Raw genomic sequence first — 15,934 nt, 5'->3', positions numbered from 1 at the left:
CGAATCTCATATTAACGACCGAGCGTCGTTCCGCCTACCACCGTTTGTGACGGGAGTTTTACAGCACAGAATTCGGCGCTTCGGCCTTCCGCTGTTAGGTGGATGCGGGCGGAGCAAAGATCAAGGGTTAACATGGTCCGCTCATCCACTCCATCACCAAGCGGCCCACCCCTCACAGCAAAACGGCGCCGCACGGGCGCCGTTCCATGAAAAAATTGCCGATCAGCTGTCATGTCAGGCGCTGACGTTGCCCTTCTTTTCCTTCTGCTCGGAATAGATGTAGAGCGGCCGGGCGTTGCCGGAGACCACCTCTTCCGAGATCACGACTTCGCGCACGCCTTCCAGCGCTGGAAGCTCGAACATCGTGTCGAGCAGGATTGCTTCCATGATGGAACGCAGGCCGCGGGCGCCGGTCTTGCGCTCGATGGCGCGCTTGGCGATCGCCGACAGCGCGTTCTCGTGGAAGGTCAGGTCGACGTTTTCCATTTCGAACAGCCGCTGATACTGCTTGACCAGCGCGTTCTTCGGCTCGGTCAGGATCTGGATCAGCGCCGGCTCGTCGAGGTCTTCCAGCGTCGCCAGAACCGGCAGGCGGCCGACGAATTCCGGAATCAGGCCGAATTTCAGCAAGTCCTCCGGCTCGACCTGGCGGAACAGGTCGCCGGTGCGCCGATCCTCGGGCGAAGCCACGGTGGCGCCGAAGCCGATCGAGGTCTTGCGCCCGCGATCCGAGATGATCTTGTCGAGCCCTGCGAAGGCGCCGCCGCAGATGAACAGGATGTTGGCGGTGTCCACCTGCAGGAATTCTTGCTGCGGGTGCTTGCGGCCGCCCTGTGGCGGCACGGAAGCGACCGTGCCTTCCATGATCTTCAGAAGCGCCTGCTGCACGCCCTCACCCGACACGTCGCGGGTGATCGAGGGATTGTCCGACTTGCGCGAGATCTTGTCGATCTCGTCGATGTAGACGATGCCGCGCTGGGCGCGCTCGACATTGTAGTCGGCCGACTGCAACAGCTTCAGGATGATGTTCTCGACATCCTCGCCGACATAGCCAGCCTCGGTCAGCGTCGTGGCGTCGGCCATGGTGAAGGGCACGTCGATGATGCGGGCCAGCGTCTGCGCGAGCAGCGTCTTGCCGCAGCCGGTCGGGCCGATCAGCAGGATGTTCGACTTCGCCAGCTCGACGTCGTTGTTCTTGCCGGCATGCGCAAGGCGCTTGTAGTGGTTATGGACGGCGACCGACAGCACCCGCTTGGCGTAGGGCTGGCCGATGACATAGTCGTCGAGGACCTTGAGGATCTCCTGCGGGGTCGGCACGCCCTCGCGCGACTTCACCATCGAGGTCTTGTTCTCCTCGCGGATGATGTCCATGCAGAGTTCGACGCACTCATCGCAGATGAAGACGGTCGGACCGGCGATCAGCTTGCGCACTTCGTGCTGGCTTTTGCCGCAAAACGAGCAATAGAGCGTGTTCTTTGAATCACCGCCGTTGTTGCTTACCTTGCTCATTTTTCTGTCCTTTCACCGCCTGCCCGCCGATGGTCTGGCCGCATTGGCGTCTCACCAATCTATCGCGGCAATCCGCCACCGCCAGTGTCCCGGCTCACACAGCGCATTCCGTACGAAACACAAATCAGAAAACGCGACAATGATTCGCAGCAACCCCATGCAAAGCTAAGCCGTCGAAAATCAACATAGCCTTAACGTAGGCAATCCCAGCCTTCGAGGGAACAGGCAATTGTGGCCGAAATGCCGCAAGCCGCGCCAAAAGCGCGTTATCCCGCCATTCAGCTGCCAACCAGGGCCTATGCGGTGGCCGTTTCGCCCAGCTCACGCGTCGTGATGACCTTGTCTATCAGACCAAAGTCCTTGGCCTCGTCGGCGGACATGAAATGGTCGCGGTCGAGCGTCCGTTCGATCTCGTCATAGCTCTTGCCGGTATGCTTGACATAGACCTCGTTCAAGCGGCGCTTCAGCTTGATGATGTCCTGTGCATGACGTTCGATGTCCGACGCCTGCCCCTGGAACCCGCCTGACGGTTGATGGACCATGATGCGGGCGTTCGGCGTGGCAAAGCGCATGTCCTTGTGGCCGGCGCAAAGCAGCAGCGAACCCATCGAGGCCGCCTGGCCGATGCAGAGCGTCGACACCGCCGGCTTGATGAACTGCATGGTGTCGTAGATCGCCATGCCCGAGGTGACGACACCGCCCGGCGAGTTGATGTAGAGGTTGATCTCCTTTTTGGGGTTCTCCGCCTCGAGGAACAAAAGCTGTGCACAAACCAGCGTCGCCATCCCGTCCTCGACCGGACCGGTGATGAAGATGATGCGTTCCTTCAAGAGGCGCGAGAAAATGTCATAGGCGCGCTCGCCGCGATTGGTCTGTTCGACCACCATCGGAACGAGGTTCATGTAGGTTTCGACGGGGTTCTTCATGGACTACCCTTGTTGGATGGATTCCGGCGCAGCGAAAGCATGAGCAATTGGGCGGAATCGTTCTGGATCGTTAAATCCTAAATAGGATGCCGGCTCACCCTAGCGCAAGGCCGCCCCTCCTAGCCATCTGGTTAAGTCGAATCAAGCGCCTCGGCCGACGAAATGCTGTCGGTTGCGCCCAGGACTGCCCTTAGGCGACAGCCGGCCGCCACGGTAGCAATTTCTTAACCGCGCGGCTTAACGACAAGCCCCGAAATCCCTGTCCGGGGCCGGACCTTCCGATACACTCCTGCGTTGAACCGGCGTCCTTTTTCAACGGGGGAATGTCATGTTTCGCCAGAGTTTCTTTCGCAAGAGTTTTTTTCGCAAGGATTCCGCATCGCTCGCCTCGGCCAGTCTCGCAATGCTCGCCACCGTCTCGCAAACCGCGGCCGGCGGCCGGGCGCTCGAATGCTACGAGCCGGTGCATAGGCCGGCACTCTACGATACGGTCTATGAAGACGTGATGGTAAGCCCAGGCGGCCAGCTCGTCGACTATGACCCGCCGATCTACGGCACGAGCGAGGGCCTGGAGCAGATCGCCCCGCCCCGCGTCAGTTATGAGGTCGTGCCCGCGGTCACGCGAACCGTCTACCACACGGTCAAGGTGGACGACGGCGGCTACGCCTGGGAATGGCGCGTCATCCATGGCCGCAAGGTGCTTTGCAAAGTGTGGCGCAAGGCGCGCTACGCGCGGATTGCCGAAACCGTGATCGTCGAACCGGAGCGCGTCCGGCGCGTCGTTCTTCCGGCGGAATATGAAAGCGTCGCCCGAGAGGTTCTGGTGCGGCCAGAGGAGCGGCGCGTCACGCAAATCCCGCCTTCATACCGGACCGTGGCGCGTCGCGTGGTGGTGCGGGAAGGCTCGACCAGCTGGCGGCGGGTGCATATCCCGCGGCACTGCCCGGACTAAAGCATGTCTCCCGAAAGTGGGAACCGGTTTCGGGGCAAAGACGTGCGTACGTCCGGGCCGCTCGTGGCGCCCGGACGAAAATACCCGGCTCAGGCAAGATCGACGTCGAGGATCGCCATCGAGAAATTGTAGTCGCCGTCGTCCTCGTCCTTGAAGACGATGCCGAGGAACTCGTCGCCGACATAGACCTCGGCCGAGTCTTCCTTGCGCGGGCGCGCCTTCACCTGCAGCTTGGGATTCTGGAAGACGCGCTTGAAATAGGCGTCCAGCTTTCTGATTTCGTCCGGCTTCAAAAGTCTTCTCCGAAATGTCGGCTTGTTCGTTGGAACGCGCTTCTGACACGCCGACGATGGCGATGTAAAGGCAAGCCGGCAGCATAACACGGGACAACCGGCACCTGAAATGGCGGCCGAATTCCGGCCGCGGCCGATGACTGCCGAATTCAGATGTCGAAGCTGACGACGTGGTCCATCGTCTGCGAGGGCAGAAGCTGGTCCATCTGCCGCGAAGGCTGGTCGCAGCCGGTTTCTCCCACGACCCGCGCGGGCACGCCGGCGACCGTCTTGTTGTGCGGCACGGGCGACAGCACCACCGAGCCAGCCGCGATCTTCGAGCAGTGGCCGATCTCGATATTGCCGAGGATCTTGGCACCGGCGCCGATCAGCACGCCGCGGCGGATCTTCGGATGACGGTCGCCGCTGGCCTTGCCGGTACCGCCGAGCGTCACACCATGCAGGATCGAGACATCGTCCTCGATGACGGCCGTCTGGCCGACCACCAGGCCGGTGGCGTGGTCGAGGAAGATGCCCTTGCCGATGCGGGCGGCCGGATTGATGTCGGTCTGGAACACCGAGGATGAGCGGCTCTGCAGGTAGAGCGCGAAGTCCCTGCGGCCCTGGTTCCACAGCCAATGCGCCAGCCGGTGTGTCTGGATGGCATGGAAACCCTTGAAATAGAGCACAGGCATGATGAAGCGGTCGCAGGCCGGGTCGCGGTCGTAATAGGCCTGGATGTCGACGCGAACGGTCCCGCTCCACTCGGGATCGTCGGCAAGCATCGCCTTGAAGGTCTGCCGGATGAGGTCGGAGCCGATGTCCTGGTGCGCCAGGCGCTCGGCCAACCGATGAATGACCGCTTCTTCCAGGCTTTCCTGATTGAGGATGGTCGAATAGAGGAAGGCGGCAAGCAGCGGGTCGCGGTTCACCGCTTCCATCGCCTCGTCGCGGATCGCGCGCCAGATCGGATCGACCGGCTGCACCATGCTGGGGCGGGCTATCGTAACGCTGTTCATCGACGGTCTCCGGCCTGCTCGTTCATCCGGCGGCACATATAGGCCAGATCGTAGCACGGTTGAACTCAATTTTCCTTAGTGCTTTGTCAAATGGACTTGGTTCACGGGAATTCAAGCCGCAATGGAAAACGAACCCTTGATCGACGAAGCACTGAAAAGCGAGCTTACCGCGCTCTATCAGGCCGGGGACAGGCATTACCACGACCTCGCTCATGTCGAGGCCATGCTGGCGTTGGCCGAAGAATGCCGACGCCTGCTCCATGACCCGGACGCCGTCGAAGCGGCGATCTGGTTCCACGACGCGATCTATGACAGCCGCGCCAAGGACAACGAGGCCAAAAGCGCGGCCTTGGCGGAGAAGAAGCTCGCCGGGCTAACCGATCCCGATCGCGTCGCCCGCATCGTCGCGATGATCAATGCCACCGCGACACACCAAATGCCGCCGCTCGGCGATGAGAAGACTGCCAATGACGCAGCCCTGTTCCTCGACATGGACCTGGTGATCCTTGGCGCCGAACCGGACGTCTTCGACACCTATGAGAAGGCGGTCCGGCGCGAATATGGCTGGGTCGAAGAGCCGATGTGGCGCGCCGGCCGCGCTGCGGTCCTGAAGAGCTTCCTGGCCCGCCCGCATATTTTCCATACCGCCGAGTTCCGGCAGCGGTTCGAGGCGCAGGCCCGAAAGAACCTGGCGCGGTCGCTGGCCGCGCTCGAGGCCGGATAATGCCGTTCAGAGCGGATTCTCGGCGTAAAACTCCAGCACGCGCTGTTTGAAGCTTTTGTCGCCGACGGCGAGCATGTGGTCGCGACCTTCAATATGAAAAGCCATCGCGTTCGGCATCAGCGCGGCGAGCTCGTCGGGCGAACCGCCGATATCGTCCTTGGTCCCGACTGCAATCAGGGTCGGCTGCGCGATGCGCGCGACATCGTCCTCGCTCATGGACGCGCGCGAGCCAATGATGCAGACGGCGAGCGCCCGGCGATCGCTCCGCGTCTGGTCGGCGAAGGCGCGAAACGAGCGGCCGCGCGCATGGCTGATCGTACCGGGATCCTCCGCCAGAAGCGCATCGGCGATCGGATCCCAGTCGCCGACGCCGTCGACAAGACCGATACCGAGGCCGCCCAACACCAGCGTCGCAACCTTGTCCGGATTGGACAACGCCATGAATGCGGATACCCGCGCGCCCATCGAATAGCCCATGACATGGGCACGTTCGACACCGAGATGATCGAGCAGCGCGGCCGCGTCCGAGGCCATCTTGGCCGGCGTGTAGTCGGCCTCGTTGTAGCTCTTCGACGAGGAGCCGTGGCCGCGGTTGTCGAAGGCGATGGCGCGGTAGCCGGCGTCGTTCAGCGTCTTGAACCAGCCGGGCGAGACCCAGTTGACGTAATGGCTCGAGGCAAAGCCGTGGATCATCAGCACCGGATCTCCCTGCCCGGACGCCGGCTGGCGGTCGAGATAGGCGAGTTCGAAGCCGTCATGGGAAAAATATTGCATTGGTGTTGCCGCGGTCAGTTGGAACCGGCGCCCGACGCCTTGGCGATCGCCGGATGGCGCAAGAGATCGCCGTCCCTGAGACCGTCCTTGGCGGCCGTTCCCGCCTTGAGCTCGAGCACGAAGCTTACGGGCTGTCCCGGAGAAATGATGGCTTCGGATTCCGGTTCGCCGCGCTTGATGGCCTTGATCTTGCCGTCCTGGCCGACAAAGACCAGATCGAGCGGCATCGGCGTGTTCTTCATCCAGAAATTCACCTCGCCGGGCTTCTCGAACACGAACAGCATGCCGTGATCGTCGGCCATGTCCTTGCGAAACATCAGCCCGGCCTCGCGCTCTTCGGAGGTATCGGCGATCTCGATGGAGAAGGAGTGCTTGCCGGAGCCGGTCATCGCGACCAGCGGCGTCGGGTCGACCGGCAGCATCATGGCCTGGCCACCCGCCGCACTCGGTTTCAGGGCACTGAAATAGGCGGCCAAAACGATGGCTGCGCAAAGCGCGCCTGCAGTCAGCCAGTTGCGGTGAGCCATTTGATACCTCGTCCGGGCCCCGTCCTAAAGCATGTCTCCCGAAAGTGGGAACCGGTTTCGGGACAAGGACATGCGTAAATCGAAAACCTAAAGCGCACAGAGCGAATCTGAAAGATCGCGATGCGCTTTAGACCATGATCCAGGCGAGTGGAACCGGTTTTCGGACAAAGGTTGGCCGTGCACGGGCCATCCTGATCGTGTCGGGAACCCCTAATGCGAGACCGGCAAGGTGCCCATATCGGGGTGAATTTCGGCGGCCATAAGGCCTTTGTCGCCGCGCCCGAAGCGAACCAGCACGACCTGGCCGGGCCTCAGCTCGGTAATGCCGTAGCGGCGCAGCGTCTCCATGTGGACGAAGATGTCCTCGGTGCCCTCGCCCCGGGTCAGGAAGCCGAAGCCCTTGGTGCGGTTGAACCACTTAACCAGCGCCCGTTCGAGCCCGCTCTCCGCCGTCACGGTGACGTGCGTGCGCTGCTCCTGCTCCGCCGGATGCACCGCTGTCGAGGCATCCATGGAAAGAACGCGGAAAGCCTGCAGACCACGCTCGCCCTGCTTGACGAGGCAGACCACGCGCGCGCCTTCCAGCGCGGTCTGGAAGCCGTCCCTTCGAAGACATGTCACATGGAGGAGAACGTCACCCGAGACGCCATCGTCCGGAAGAATGAAGCCGTAGCCCTTGGCCACGTCGAACCATTTGATAGCCCCGGCGATCTCGACAAGCTCGGTATCGCCGCCACTGTCCCGCTTCAAGGCGTCGTCAAGGCTTCCGTCCCGCCCCATGAAAGAGGCTTTTTCCCCCATAAGAATGCCCCCTTTTCCAACTGCAACAACGACTGATTCTTGCCATGAGATTAACACTGCGGCTTCCGGGGTGTGCAAGACCTGACGTGCCTTTTTTCACCGTTGCGCACGGGAAAGCCTTAATTGTTGTTTGCCGGCGCAGGTCGGCACGCAATGGCGCGGCCTGAAATCGGCCGCTGCGCCGGTTTTGTCGGACGATTGCCCTTTGGCGGAGCGGCTCCTATGGTGCGCCGCAACGCAACGCTCCGAGGAAACCGATATGCGCTATCTCCATACAATGGTCCGCATCGCCGACATCGATCGATCGCTCGATTTCTACTGCAACAAGCTCGGCCTCAAGGAAGTGCGTCGCTACGAGAACGAGCAGGGACGCTACACGCTGATCTTCCTCGCCGCGTCCGAGGACGAGCAAAGCGGCATCAGCGAAAAGGCGCCGCTGATCGAGCTGACCTACAATTGGGACCCGGAAGAATATAAGGGCGGCCGCAATTTCGGCCACCTCGCCTATGAGGTCGACGACATCTACGCCACCTGCCAGAAGCTGATGGACAGTGGCGTGACCATCAACCGGCCGCCGCGCGACGGCAACATGGCCTTCATCCGCTCGCCCGACGGCATCTCGATCGAGCTCTTGCAGAAAGGCCCGGCAAAAGCCAAGGCCGAGCCGTGGGCCTCGATGCCGAACACCGGAAGCTGGTAGGCGCCGGCCCATCCCGAGGATTTGACCGGCCGGTCCATGGCGTTTCGCCGAATGGTGCCTATCTACCCGCTTGCAGCGCCAGCCTGATCGGGCTGGCGCTTTCCTTGAGCCGTCAGGAGATTTCCATGCCGACCAGCCGCGCCGACGTCGCTACCGAACACGCCAGCCGCTATCTGCAGCAGCTCTGCAAGCATTGGGCGCACAAGTTCCCCGTCGAGTTCGATCCGCATCACGGCGCCATCCAGCTCTCGCTCGGCCGCACGGTGATGGATGCCGACGACAAGGCCCTTCACATCGCGGTTGCCGCCGACGATCCTGCCTCGCTCGAGCGGCTGGAAACCGTGGTTGCCGACCACATCAAGCGCTTCGCCTTCCGCGAGGAGCTGACCTTCGACTGGCAAAAGGCCGCCTGAGCCCAGCGCAATCCAGGAACGTGCTGCGCGGTTTTCCGTCCGCAATTGCCTAGAATGAATAATCAGCCGCCCGCCTTGCCGGCCATTTCGCGCAGGGCAAGCACGCTGCGCCAGTTGCGCGCCGTGCCCGGCACCTTCAGCGTGCGCGGGATGAGGTTGGCGAACACCGACTTGCCGAGTCCGTCCGGCGCGTGCAGGTAGAGCACGTCGCCCTTGATCTCGAAGCGCTCCGGCCCGGTGCACTTTTCTGCGAGCCGCGCAGTCTCTTCCGCGGTCGGCTCCCGCTCCAGCACATAGGCGTGCAGCTTGGTCGGCTCGCCGGCGACCTCGGGATAGGGGTTGCCTTCCACCAGCCGTTCGAGCCAGGCGGCGTCGCGCACCATGATGCGCGAATTGAAGTCCCATTTCTTCTCGAACGCCGCTTCGAGCTGCTTTGCCAGCGCTGCCGCGTTGCCCTTCTTCGCGCGAAACACCACGTTGCCGCTTTGCACATAGTTCGCGACATCGCTGAAGCCGAGGCCTTCGAAGAACGACTTCAGTTCCGCCATCTTGACGATGCGGTTGCCGCCGACATTGATGCCGGAAAACAGGGCCACGAAAACCGTCCCTTTGTCGCTCATTTTTTGGCCGCTCATATGATGAACCCCGCCAGCGTCTCGTTGTCGGTAATGTCCTGATACTGCACGCCCTCGGCGTCGAAATTGGCTTTCAGCAGATCGAAGTTGCGCCGGTCCTTGGTTTCGATGCCGATCAGCACCGAGCCGAAATTGCGCGCCGACTTCTTCAGGTACTCGAAGCGCGTGATGTCGTCGTCCGGGCCAAGCATCTCTAGGAAGTCGCGCAGGGCGCCCGGCCGCTGCGGGAAGCGGATGACGAAATACTTCTTCAGGCCTTCGAAGCGCAGCGCCCGCTCCTTCACGTCGGGCAGACGCTCGAAGTCGAAATTGCCCCCGGAGACGACCGCAACGATGGTCTTGCCCCTGATCTCCTTGCGCGAAAAATCCTTGAGCGCGTCGATCGCCAACGCGCCGGCCGGCTCCAGCACCACGCCCTCGATATTGAGCATCTCGATCATCGTCGCGCAGAGCCGGTTCTCCGGGACGAGGCGCACGGAGTCGGCGGTGAACTCCTTGAGATGGCGCAACGGCTCGCGGCCGATCTCGGCGACCGCTGCGCCGTCGACGAAATTGTCGACCTTGGCGAGCTTGACCCGCTTGCCGCTGGAAAGGCTCTCGCTGAGGCTCGGCGCGCCCGCCGGTTCGCAGAACATGAAGCGCGTGTCGCGATGCCGGTCGGAGAAATAGTGGGTGACGCCGGCGGCCAGGCCGCCGCCGCCGACCGGCAGCATGACGATGTCGGGCATGCGCCCGCCTGGCATCTGGACCGCGATCTCATAGGCAACGGTCGCCTGGCCCTCGATGATGTCCTTGTGGTCGAAGGGCGGCACCATATGCGCGCAGGCGGTCTCGGTGAATTCGAAGGCGGCGCGATAGCAATCGTCGAAGAAATCGCCGACCAGCCTGATCTCGACGAAATCGCCGCCGAACAGCCGCGTCTTGTCGATCTTCTGCTGCGGCGTCGTGACCGGCATGAACACCACGCCTTTTTTGCCGAAATGCCGGCACACGAAAGCGAAGCCCTGGGCGTGATTGCCGGCCGAGGCGCAGACGAACAGCTCGGCATTGTTTCCGGCGGCGAGCGCCTTGCGAAAGAAATTGAAGGCGCCCCGGATCTTGTAGGAGCGGACCGGCGTCAGGTCCTCGCGCTTCAGAAGGATGCGGGCGCCGGTCTTCTTCGACAGATAGTCGTTCTCCTGCAGCGGCGTTTCCGGAAATATCCCGCGGATCGCCTCGGCGGCAGCGGCGACGCGAGAAGAGAAGCTGTTCATGAGGCGATCGCCCTCGGATTGCATGGCGCGAAACGCTGGCTATCGCACAAATCGACGCTTGCGGCCACCGATGCAGCGGCACAGCCTATTTGGCTTTCGCGCAACAGTGTCGCGGCCGTCGCCAACCGCCGAGCAAATTTCCGCTGGACACGACTTACTTCCGCCGCACTTCGCCTGTCCGGGAGATTTCGCGGAGGTGGATGGCCAATTGCGGCCGGAGTGGATTTGTTGGACGTGCATTTGAAGACGCTTTTGATCATTGCCTTGGCTCTGCTGACGGCAGGCTGCGCCGGGCACCAGACGCAGGAAATTCTGGGCAGCGTCGTCGTGCCGACGACGGCGACCGAGATCGCCGGCAACCACTCGATCTTCATCGCGACCACGCGCAAGCGCTCCGACGACCCGAACAAGGTCTTCGACGGCGAGCGTTCGGCGACGCTGAACTATGCGCGCGTCAGCGTCACGGTGCCGCCCGTGCACCAGACAGGCCAGATCGAGCGGCGTTCGCGCGGCACGTCGAACGATCCGACCAAATATTTCATGGCTTCCGAGGTCGTCGGCTACGACACCCAGCCGAAATTCGCCAGCGCGCTCAATGCCGACATCGACGCCCGCGGCGGCCGCGTCATGGTCTTCGTGCACGGTTACAACACCGGCTTCGACGACGCCGTCTACCGGCTGACCCAGATCGTCCACGATTCCGGTTATCCCGGCACGCCAGTGCTGTTCTCCTGGGCTTCGGGCGCCAAGACCACCGACTACGTTTATGACAAGGAAAGTGCCGCCGCCGCCCGCGACCAGTTGGAAGTGACGCTGAGGATGCTCGCGCAGACGGGCGCGCGGCGCATCGACATCGTCGCGCATTCGATGGGGACATGGGTGACGATGGAGACGCTGCGCCAGCTCGCCATCACCGGCGACCGCGATCTCAACGGCAAGCTCGGCGACGTCGTTCTGGCCTCACCCGACATCGATGTCGATGTCTTCAAGAGCCAGATGCGCCGCTACGGCAAGCCCGACAAGCCATTCATCCTGCTCCTGTCGGACGACGACCGGGCGCTCCGGCTCTCCGGCCTGATTGCCGGTTCCCGCCCGCGCGTCGGCGACTACAGGGACGCGGCCGATCTCGCCTCCTATGGCGTCACGGTCGTCGACCTTTCCAAAGAGAAGGGCAGCGACAGCTTCAACCATACCAAATTCGCCGACAACCCGGCGCTGGTGAAGATGATCGGCCAGCGGCTGCGCGAGGATGATGGCTTTGCCAGCGACCGCGATGTCACCGACCGCATCAGCCAGCTCGCCACCCAGTAACCGTGCTTACGCAGCCGCCCTGCATCGACTTTGAACTGGACCGGGCCGCCCTCTGGCTTTATCGAAGTAGCCAGAGAGGTTTGCCGCCCTTGGGGGACCCCGGGTGATCGTGCGTTTGAAGATCGGCGTTGGCCTTGCCCTTGCGCTCGCCCTGGCGGGCTGCGCCGGCGGAAATACGCATGATCTTCTGAACCGGAAGGCGGTCGCGGTGCCGGCCTCCGATATTGCGGCCACCCATGAAATCTTCGTCGCCACGACTCGCCAGCAGGCGACCAAGGACCCGCGGCAGGTGTTCGACGGCGACCGTTCGCTGACCGCCAGCTACGCCCGTGTCGACGTCACGGTTCCAAAAATCCATCAGGTTGGCGCGATCGAGCGCGCCAAGGGTTCGGCCGACAGCAACCCTGCCAAGCAGTTCACCGCCACCGATGTCGTCCACTATGGCGACGCCTCGCAATTCGCCAAGGCGGTCGGCGCCGATATTGCCATACGCGGCGACCGCGCTTTGGTCTTCGTGCACGGCTTCAACAACGGCTTCGACGACGGCGTCTACCGGCTGACCCAGATTGCGCACGATACGAACTACCAGGGTACGCCGGTGCTGTTCTCATGGGCGTCGAGCGGCAAGACGACCGGCTACATCTATGACAAGGACAGCTCCACCGCCGCGCGCGACGACCTCGAGGCGACGCTGCGGATGCTTGCCAAGACGCGCGCCAAAAGCATCGACATCATCGCCCATTCGATGGGAACCTGGCTGACGATGGAAGCCTTGCGCCAGCTCGCCATCACCGGCGACCGCGATCTCAACGGCAAGCTCGGCTACGTCATCCTCGCTTCGCCCGACATCGACGTCGATGTCTTCAAGAAGCAGATGATCCGTTACGGCAAGCCCGACAAGCCGTTCGCCATCCTGCTATCGGGCGACGACCGGGCGCTCAAGCTGTCGAGCTTCATTTCCGGCGACAAGCCGCGCGTCGGCGACTACGGCAACGCGGCCGATCTTGCGAGCTACGGCGTGGTCGTTGCGGATCTGACCAACACCAAAGGCGGCGACCGTTTGAACCACGCCAAGTTCGCCGACAATCCGGTCCTGGTACAATTGCTTGGCGACCGGCTGCGTACACCGGCAGCCCTGCGGGCGGACGAACCTCAAGGGGCCGGGTTGGACAATATCGGACAGGGTCTCGGCAAAGCGGTGGGATCGGTCGCCGAAGTGGTGATCACCACGCCGTTCAAGGTGCTGACCATCGCCACCGGCGGTCAATGATCCGCTAACGGCAACCGCTCACACGAAAAGATCGACCTTCTGGAACGTCGTCACGTCGACCAAACCGACGTCGGAGATTCTGAGTTCCGGAATGACCACCAGCGCCAGCAGCGAGTGCTGCATGTAGGCGTTGTTGAGCGAGCAGCCGACCTTGCGCATCGCTTCCGTCAGCTGCTCGGCCTTGGCGGCGACGATCTCGGCGCGCTCGTCCGACATCAGCCCGGCGATCGGCATTTCGACCAGCGCCAATTCCTGGCCCTTGGAATAAAGCACGACGCCGCCGCCGACCTCGGCCAGCCGGTTGACGGCTAACGCCATGTCCTCCTTGTTGGTGCCGACGACGATGATGTGGTGCGCGTCATGCGCCACGCTCGAGGCCATCGCGCAATCTTCCATGTAGCCGAATCCGGAGACGAAGGCATTGGTGACGCCGCCCGTGCCCCTGTGACGCTCCACCAGGGCGATCTGGCAGATGTCGTTGCGGCGATCCATGGCAACCAGACCGTCCTCCACCGGCAGGTCCGCCTCCAGCGCCCGCGTCGGTGCCTGGTTCTCGATCACCCCGATTACCCGCGCCCGCACCTCGTTGGCGCCTTGAGGCGCCGCGATATCGAAATCCGTTGCCGCGAGCTTCTTGCCGAGCTTGACCGTGTTCTTCGCCGTCCGCGGATAGTCGTAGGCGGGAATATCGATCTCGAGCTTGCCGGCCTTCGCCAGCCTGACGCCGCGGCCATAGACCTCATCGATGGTCATCTGGGCGAGATCGGAGACGATCAAAAGGTCGGCCAGCCGCCCCGGCGCGATCGAGCCGATCTCGCGCTCCAGCCTGAAATGCTGGGCGGTGTTGAGCGTCGCCATTTGGATCGCCGTCACCGGCTTCAGCCCCCGGCCGATGGCGTGCCGCACGACCCGGTCCATATGGCCTTCATGGACCAGCGTGCCCGAATGGCTGTCGTCGGTGCACAGGATGAAGTTGCGCGGGTCGATGCCGCCTTCGGTGATCGCCTTGATTTGCGCCGCGACGTCGTACCAGGCGGAACCCAGCCTCAGCATCGCCTTCATGCCCTGGCGCACGCGCGCGATCGCGTCCTCGGCCCGCGTGCCTTCATGATCGTCCTCGGCGCCGCCAGCGACATAGCCGTGGAACGACAGGCCGAGATCGCGCGAGGCATAATGGCCGCCGACCGTCTTGCCGGCCTTGACCGTCTCGGCGATCTCGCCCGACATCACCGGATCGTTGGCGGCGACGCCCGGAAAATTCATCACCTCGCCAAGTCCGATGATGTTTTCCCAGGTCATCGCCTCCGCGACATCGGCGACCGTAAGCTCCGCGCCTGCATGCTCCAGTCCCGGTGCCGAAGGCACGCAGGACGGCATCTGCACATGCACGTTGATCGGCATCGCGACGGCCTCGTCATGCATCAGGCGGACACCCGGCAGACCCAGCACATTGGCGATCTCGTGCGGATCGATGAACATCGAGGTCGTGCCGTGCGGGATCACGGCGCGGCAGAACTCCGTCACCGTCACCATGCCGCTCTCGACATGCATGTGCGCGTCGCAGAGGCCGGGCACCAGATAGCGTCCGCCGGCATCGACCACCTTTGTCCCCTGCCCGATGGCGTGGCTGGCATTCGGCCCGCAATAAGCGAAGCGGCCGGCGGCAATCGCAATATCGGTGCCGGGAATGATCTCGCCCGAATGGACATTCACCCAGCGCCCGTTGCGGATGACCAGATCGGCGGGCTTGCGCCCCATCGCGACGTCGACCAGATGCGTCGCCGCCTCGGTCCAGGGCTTGGGTTTTGCGGAGCGTGCGGGTTTGGTGCCGGTCATTTGCTGGTCCTCTGTTGCAGCCACTCTCGCAAATGTCGTCGCGCTGAGCCAGAGCCCTCCGTCCGCCTTCAGGCGCAAAGCCACGCTTGTTGACTATTCCAGGCAAAAGGCGATGCTGGCCGCCAAAACGAACCGTCGGAGGGGAAAGTGACCCGTTTCTGCAAAGCGTTCGCCACCATCATCCTGTTCATCGCATCGACCGCCCTCGCCACCGCGGAGGAACGCTGGCAGACCTTGCCGGAGCCGGCGGCGATGCCCAAACCCGACGAGAGCGGCTACGCGCCTGTCAACGGCATCCAGATGTACTACGCCGTTTTCGGCAAGGGCGACCCGGTGCTGCTCATCCATGGCGGCCTCGGCCATGCCGATATCTGGGCGAGCCAGGTCGCGACCCTCTCCAAGACCCACAAGGTGATCGTCGCCGACAGCCGCGGCCACGGCCGTTCGACCCGCACCGACGAGCCTTACGGCTACGACCTGATGGCCTCGGACTATCTGGCGCTGCTGGATTTTCTCAAGGTCGACAAGACCGCCCTGGTCGGCTGGAGCGACGGCGGCATCATCGGCATCGACATCGCGCTCCATCATCCCGAGCGGCTGACGCGGCTCTTCGCGCAGGCCGCCAACGTCACCACTGACGGCGTCGACCCCGGCGTCATGACCAACAAGACCTTCGCCGCCTACATCGAGCGTTCGGGTCGCGACTACAAGAAACTGTCGAAGACGCCCGACCAGTATGACGCCTTCGTCGCACAGATCAGCCATATGTGGGAATCGCAGCCGGCCTGGACCAAGGAGCAGCTCGGCAAGATCACCACGCCGACCGCGATCGTCGCCGGCGACCATGACGAGGCGATCAAACGCGAGCATACGGAATACATGGCCTCCGCCATACCGGGCACGAAGCTGATCATCCTGCCCAACGCCAGCCATTTCGCCATGCTGCAGGCGCCGGACGAATACAGCCAGGCGGCGCTCGATTTCATCGATGCCAAAATAGCCGCCACGTGAG

The 15,934-nt window shown here is 63.0% G+C and carries 17 protein-coding genes; 7 read left to right on the top strand and 10 right to left on the bottom strand.

Features of this window, described 5'->3' with window-relative positions; all coding sequences use genetic code 11:
- Positions 1-234 precede the first annotated feature (234 nt).
- A complete protein-coding gene (clpX, locus tag QAZ22_RS18995) occupies positions 235-1,509 on the bottom strand; it encodes an ATP-dependent Clp protease ATP-binding subunit ClpX (protein ID WP_059185169.1) in 1,275 nt (424 codons plus the stop codon).
- A 296-nt stretch (positions 1,510-1,805) separates the two neighbouring features.
- On the bottom strand, positions 1,806-2,435 hold the full coding sequence (gene clpP, locus QAZ22_RS18990; protein ID WP_127423823.1) for an ATP-dependent Clp endopeptidase proteolytic subunit ClpP: 630 nt from the start codon (positions 2,433-2,435) through the stop codon (positions 1,806-1,808).
- Positions 2,436-2,838: 403 nt separating this feature from the next.
- Here clpP and QAZ22_RS18985 point away from each other — a divergent pair, with 403 nt between their 5' ends.
- Positions 2,839-3,387, top strand: coding sequence for a hypothetical protein (locus QAZ22_RS18985; RefSeq protein ID WP_278207884.1), 549 nt, complete (start codon positions 2,839-2,841; stop codon positions 3,385-3,387).
- Positions 3,388-3,476: 89 nt separating this feature from the next.
- Here the strand turns inward: QAZ22_RS18985 and QAZ22_RS18980 are convergent, their stop codons facing one another.
- Positions 3,477-3,680, bottom strand: a complete 204-nt coding sequence (locus tag QAZ22_RS18980; protein WP_040969488.1) for a DUF3126 family protein — start codon at positions 3,678-3,680, stop codon at positions 3,477-3,479.
- A gap of 149 nt (positions 3,681-3,829) precedes the next feature.
- The gene (gene cysE / locus QAZ22_RS18975) at positions 3,830-4,678 is read right to left on the bottom strand and encodes a serine O-acetyltransferase (protein ID WP_278074020.1); all 849 of its coding nucleotides are present in this window, start codon (positions 4,676-4,678) and stop codon (positions 3,830-3,832) included.
- A gap of 121 nt (positions 4,679-4,799) precedes the next feature.
- On the opposite strand from cysE, the gene QAZ22_RS18970 reads away from it, so the two are divergent.
- Positions 4,800-5,402 (top strand): hypothetical protein, encoded by a 603-nt coding sequence (locus tag QAZ22_RS18970; RefSeq protein WP_278202265.1) that lies wholly within the window; start codon positions 4,800-4,802, stop codon positions 5,400-5,402.
- Between the two features lie 6 nt (positions 5,403-5,408).
- Here the strand turns inward: QAZ22_RS18970 and QAZ22_RS18965 are convergent, their stop codons facing one another.
- From QAZ22_RS18965 to QAZ22_RS18955, 3 genes are all read right to left on the bottom strand, one after another.
- Complete coding sequence (locus QAZ22_RS18965) at positions 5,409-6,176, bottom strand: alpha/beta hydrolase (RefSeq protein WP_278202264.1); 768 nt, start codon at positions 6,174-6,176, stop codon at positions 5,409-5,411.
- A 14-nt stretch (positions 6,177-6,190) separates the two neighbouring features.
- Positions 6,191-6,703: a DUF192 domain-containing protein gene (locus QAZ22_RS18960; protein WP_278202263.1), complete on the bottom strand. Its 513-nt coding sequence runs from the start codon at positions 6,701-6,703 to the stop codon at positions 6,191-6,193.
- A 210-nt stretch (positions 6,704-6,913) separates the two neighbouring features.
- Positions 6,914-7,483 carry a cold-shock protein gene (locus QAZ22_RS18955; protein ID WP_347405177.1) on the bottom strand — a complete coding sequence of 190 codons (570 nt, stop codon included), beginning with the start codon at positions 7,481-7,483 and terminating at the stop codon, positions 6,914-6,916.
- A gap of 280 nt (positions 7,484-7,763) precedes the next feature.
- On the opposite strand from QAZ22_RS18955, the gene gloA reads away from it, so the two are divergent.
- On the top strand, positions 7,764-8,204 hold the full coding sequence (gloA, locus tag QAZ22_RS18950) for a lactoylglutathione lyase (protein WP_278202262.1): 441 nt from the start codon (positions 7,764-7,766) through the stop codon (positions 8,202-8,204).
- A 125-nt stretch (positions 8,205-8,329) separates the two neighbouring features.
- The gene (locus QAZ22_RS18945) at positions 8,330-8,617 is read left to right on the top strand and encodes a DUF2218 domain-containing protein (RefSeq protein ID WP_278202261.1); all 288 of its coding nucleotides are present in this window, start codon (positions 8,330-8,332) and stop codon (positions 8,615-8,617) included.
- 62 nt (positions 8,618-8,679) lie between these two features.
- Here the strand turns inward: QAZ22_RS18945 and QAZ22_RS18940 are convergent, their stop codons facing one another.
- Positions 8,680-9,237 (bottom strand): DUF1697 domain-containing protein, encoded by a 558-nt coding sequence (locus QAZ22_RS18940; protein ID WP_278202260.1) that lies wholly within the window; start codon positions 9,235-9,237, stop codon positions 8,680-8,682.
- 11 nt (positions 9,238-9,248) lie between these two features.
- A complete protein-coding gene (ilvA, locus tag QAZ22_RS18935; RefSeq protein WP_278202259.1) occupies positions 9,249-10,505 on the bottom strand; it encodes a threonine ammonia-lyase IlvA in 1,257 nt (418 codons plus the stop codon).
- Between the two features lie 234 nt (positions 10,506-10,739).
- Here ilvA and QAZ22_RS18930 point away from each other — a divergent pair, with 234 nt between their 5' ends.
- Together QAZ22_RS18930 and QAZ22_RS18925 are read left to right on the top strand one after the other, a co-directional pair.
- Positions 10,740-11,816, top strand: coding sequence for an alpha/beta hydrolase (locus QAZ22_RS18930; RefSeq protein ID WP_278207883.1), 1,077 nt, complete (start codon positions 10,740-10,742; stop codon positions 11,814-11,816).
- A gap of 103 nt (positions 11,817-11,919) precedes the next feature.
- Positions 11,920-13,086, top strand: a complete 1,167-nt coding sequence (locus tag QAZ22_RS18925; RefSeq protein ID WP_278202258.1) for an alpha/beta hydrolase — start codon at positions 11,920-11,922, stop codon at positions 13,084-13,086.
- 18 nt (positions 13,087-13,104) lie between these two features.
- On the opposite strand, the gene ade is transcribed toward QAZ22_RS18925, so the two are convergent.
- Positions 13,105-14,922 carry an adenine deaminase gene (gene ade, locus QAZ22_RS18920; RefSeq protein WP_278202257.1) on the bottom strand — a complete coding sequence of 606 codons (1,818 nt, stop codon included), beginning with the start codon at positions 14,920-14,922 and terminating at the stop codon, positions 13,105-13,107.
- A 147-nt stretch (positions 14,923-15,069) separates the two neighbouring features.
- On the opposite strand from ade, the gene QAZ22_RS18915 reads away from it, so the two are divergent.
- Positions 15,070-15,933 (top strand): alpha/beta hydrolase, encoded by an 864-nt coding sequence (locus QAZ22_RS18915; protein WP_278202255.1) that lies wholly within the window; start codon positions 15,070-15,072, stop codon positions 15,931-15,933.
- The last annotated feature ends 1 nt before the right edge of the window (position 15,934 follow it).

Source organism: Mesorhizobium sp. WSM4906, assembly GCF_029674625.1.
Lineage (GTDB): Bacteria > Pseudomonadota > Alphaproteobacteria > Rhizobiales > Rhizobiaceae > Mesorhizobium.
The sequence above is the reverse complement of the archived record's forward strand: the minus strand, read 5'-3'. Positions and strand labels throughout refer to the sequence as shown.

Excerpts from the sequence above, each read along its gene's own strand:
- clpX (WP_059185169.1), bottom strand. The coding sequence starts at position 1,509 with ATGAGCAAGGTAAGCAACAACGGCGGTGATTCAAAGAACACGCTCTAT.
- ilvA (WP_278202259.1), bottom strand. The coding sequence starts at position 10,505 with ATGAACAGCTTCTCTTCTCGCGTCGCCGCTGCCGCCGAGGCGATCCGC.
- clpP (WP_127423823.1), bottom strand. The coding sequence starts at position 2,435 with ATGAAGAACCCCGTCGAAACCTACATGAACCTCGTTCCGATGGTGGTC.
- QAZ22_RS18985 (WP_278207884.1), top strand. The coding sequence starts at position 2,839 with ATGCTCGCCACCGTCTCGCAAACCGCGGCCGGCGGCCGGGCGCTCGAA.
- QAZ22_RS18940 (WP_278202260.1), bottom strand. The coding sequence starts at position 9,237 with ATGAGCGACAAAGGGACGGTTTTCGTGGCCCTGTTTTCCGGCATCAAT.
- QAZ22_RS18965 (WP_278202264.1), bottom strand. The coding sequence starts at position 6,176 with ATGCAATATTTTTCCCATGACGGCTTCGAACTCGCCTATCTCGACCGC.
- gloA (WP_278202262.1), top strand. The coding sequence starts at position 7,764 with ATGCGCTATCTCCATACAATGGTCCGCATCGCCGACATCGATCGATCG.
- cysE (WP_278074020.1), bottom strand. The coding sequence starts at position 4,678 with ATGAACAGCGTTACGATAGCCCGCCCCAGCATGGTGCAGCCGGTCGAT.
- QAZ22_RS18960 (WP_278202263.1), bottom strand. The coding sequence starts at position 6,703 with ATGGCTCACCGCAACTGGCTGACTGCAGGCGCGCTTTGCGCAGCCATC.
- QAZ22_RS18955 (WP_347405177.1), bottom strand. The coding sequence starts at position 7,483 with ATGGGGCGGGACGGAAGCCTTGACGACGCCTTGAAGCGGGACAGTGGC.
- ade (WP_278202257.1), bottom strand. The coding sequence starts at position 14,922 with ATGACCGGCACCAAACCCGCACGCTCCGCAAAACCCAAGCCCTGGACC.
- QAZ22_RS18945 (WP_278202261.1), top strand. The coding sequence starts at position 8,330 with ATGCCGACCAGCCGCGCCGACGTCGCTACCGAACACGCCAGCCGCTAT.
- QAZ22_RS18970 (WP_278202265.1), top strand. The coding sequence starts at position 4,800 with ATGGAAAACGAACCCTTGATCGACGAAGCACTGAAAAGCGAGCTTACC.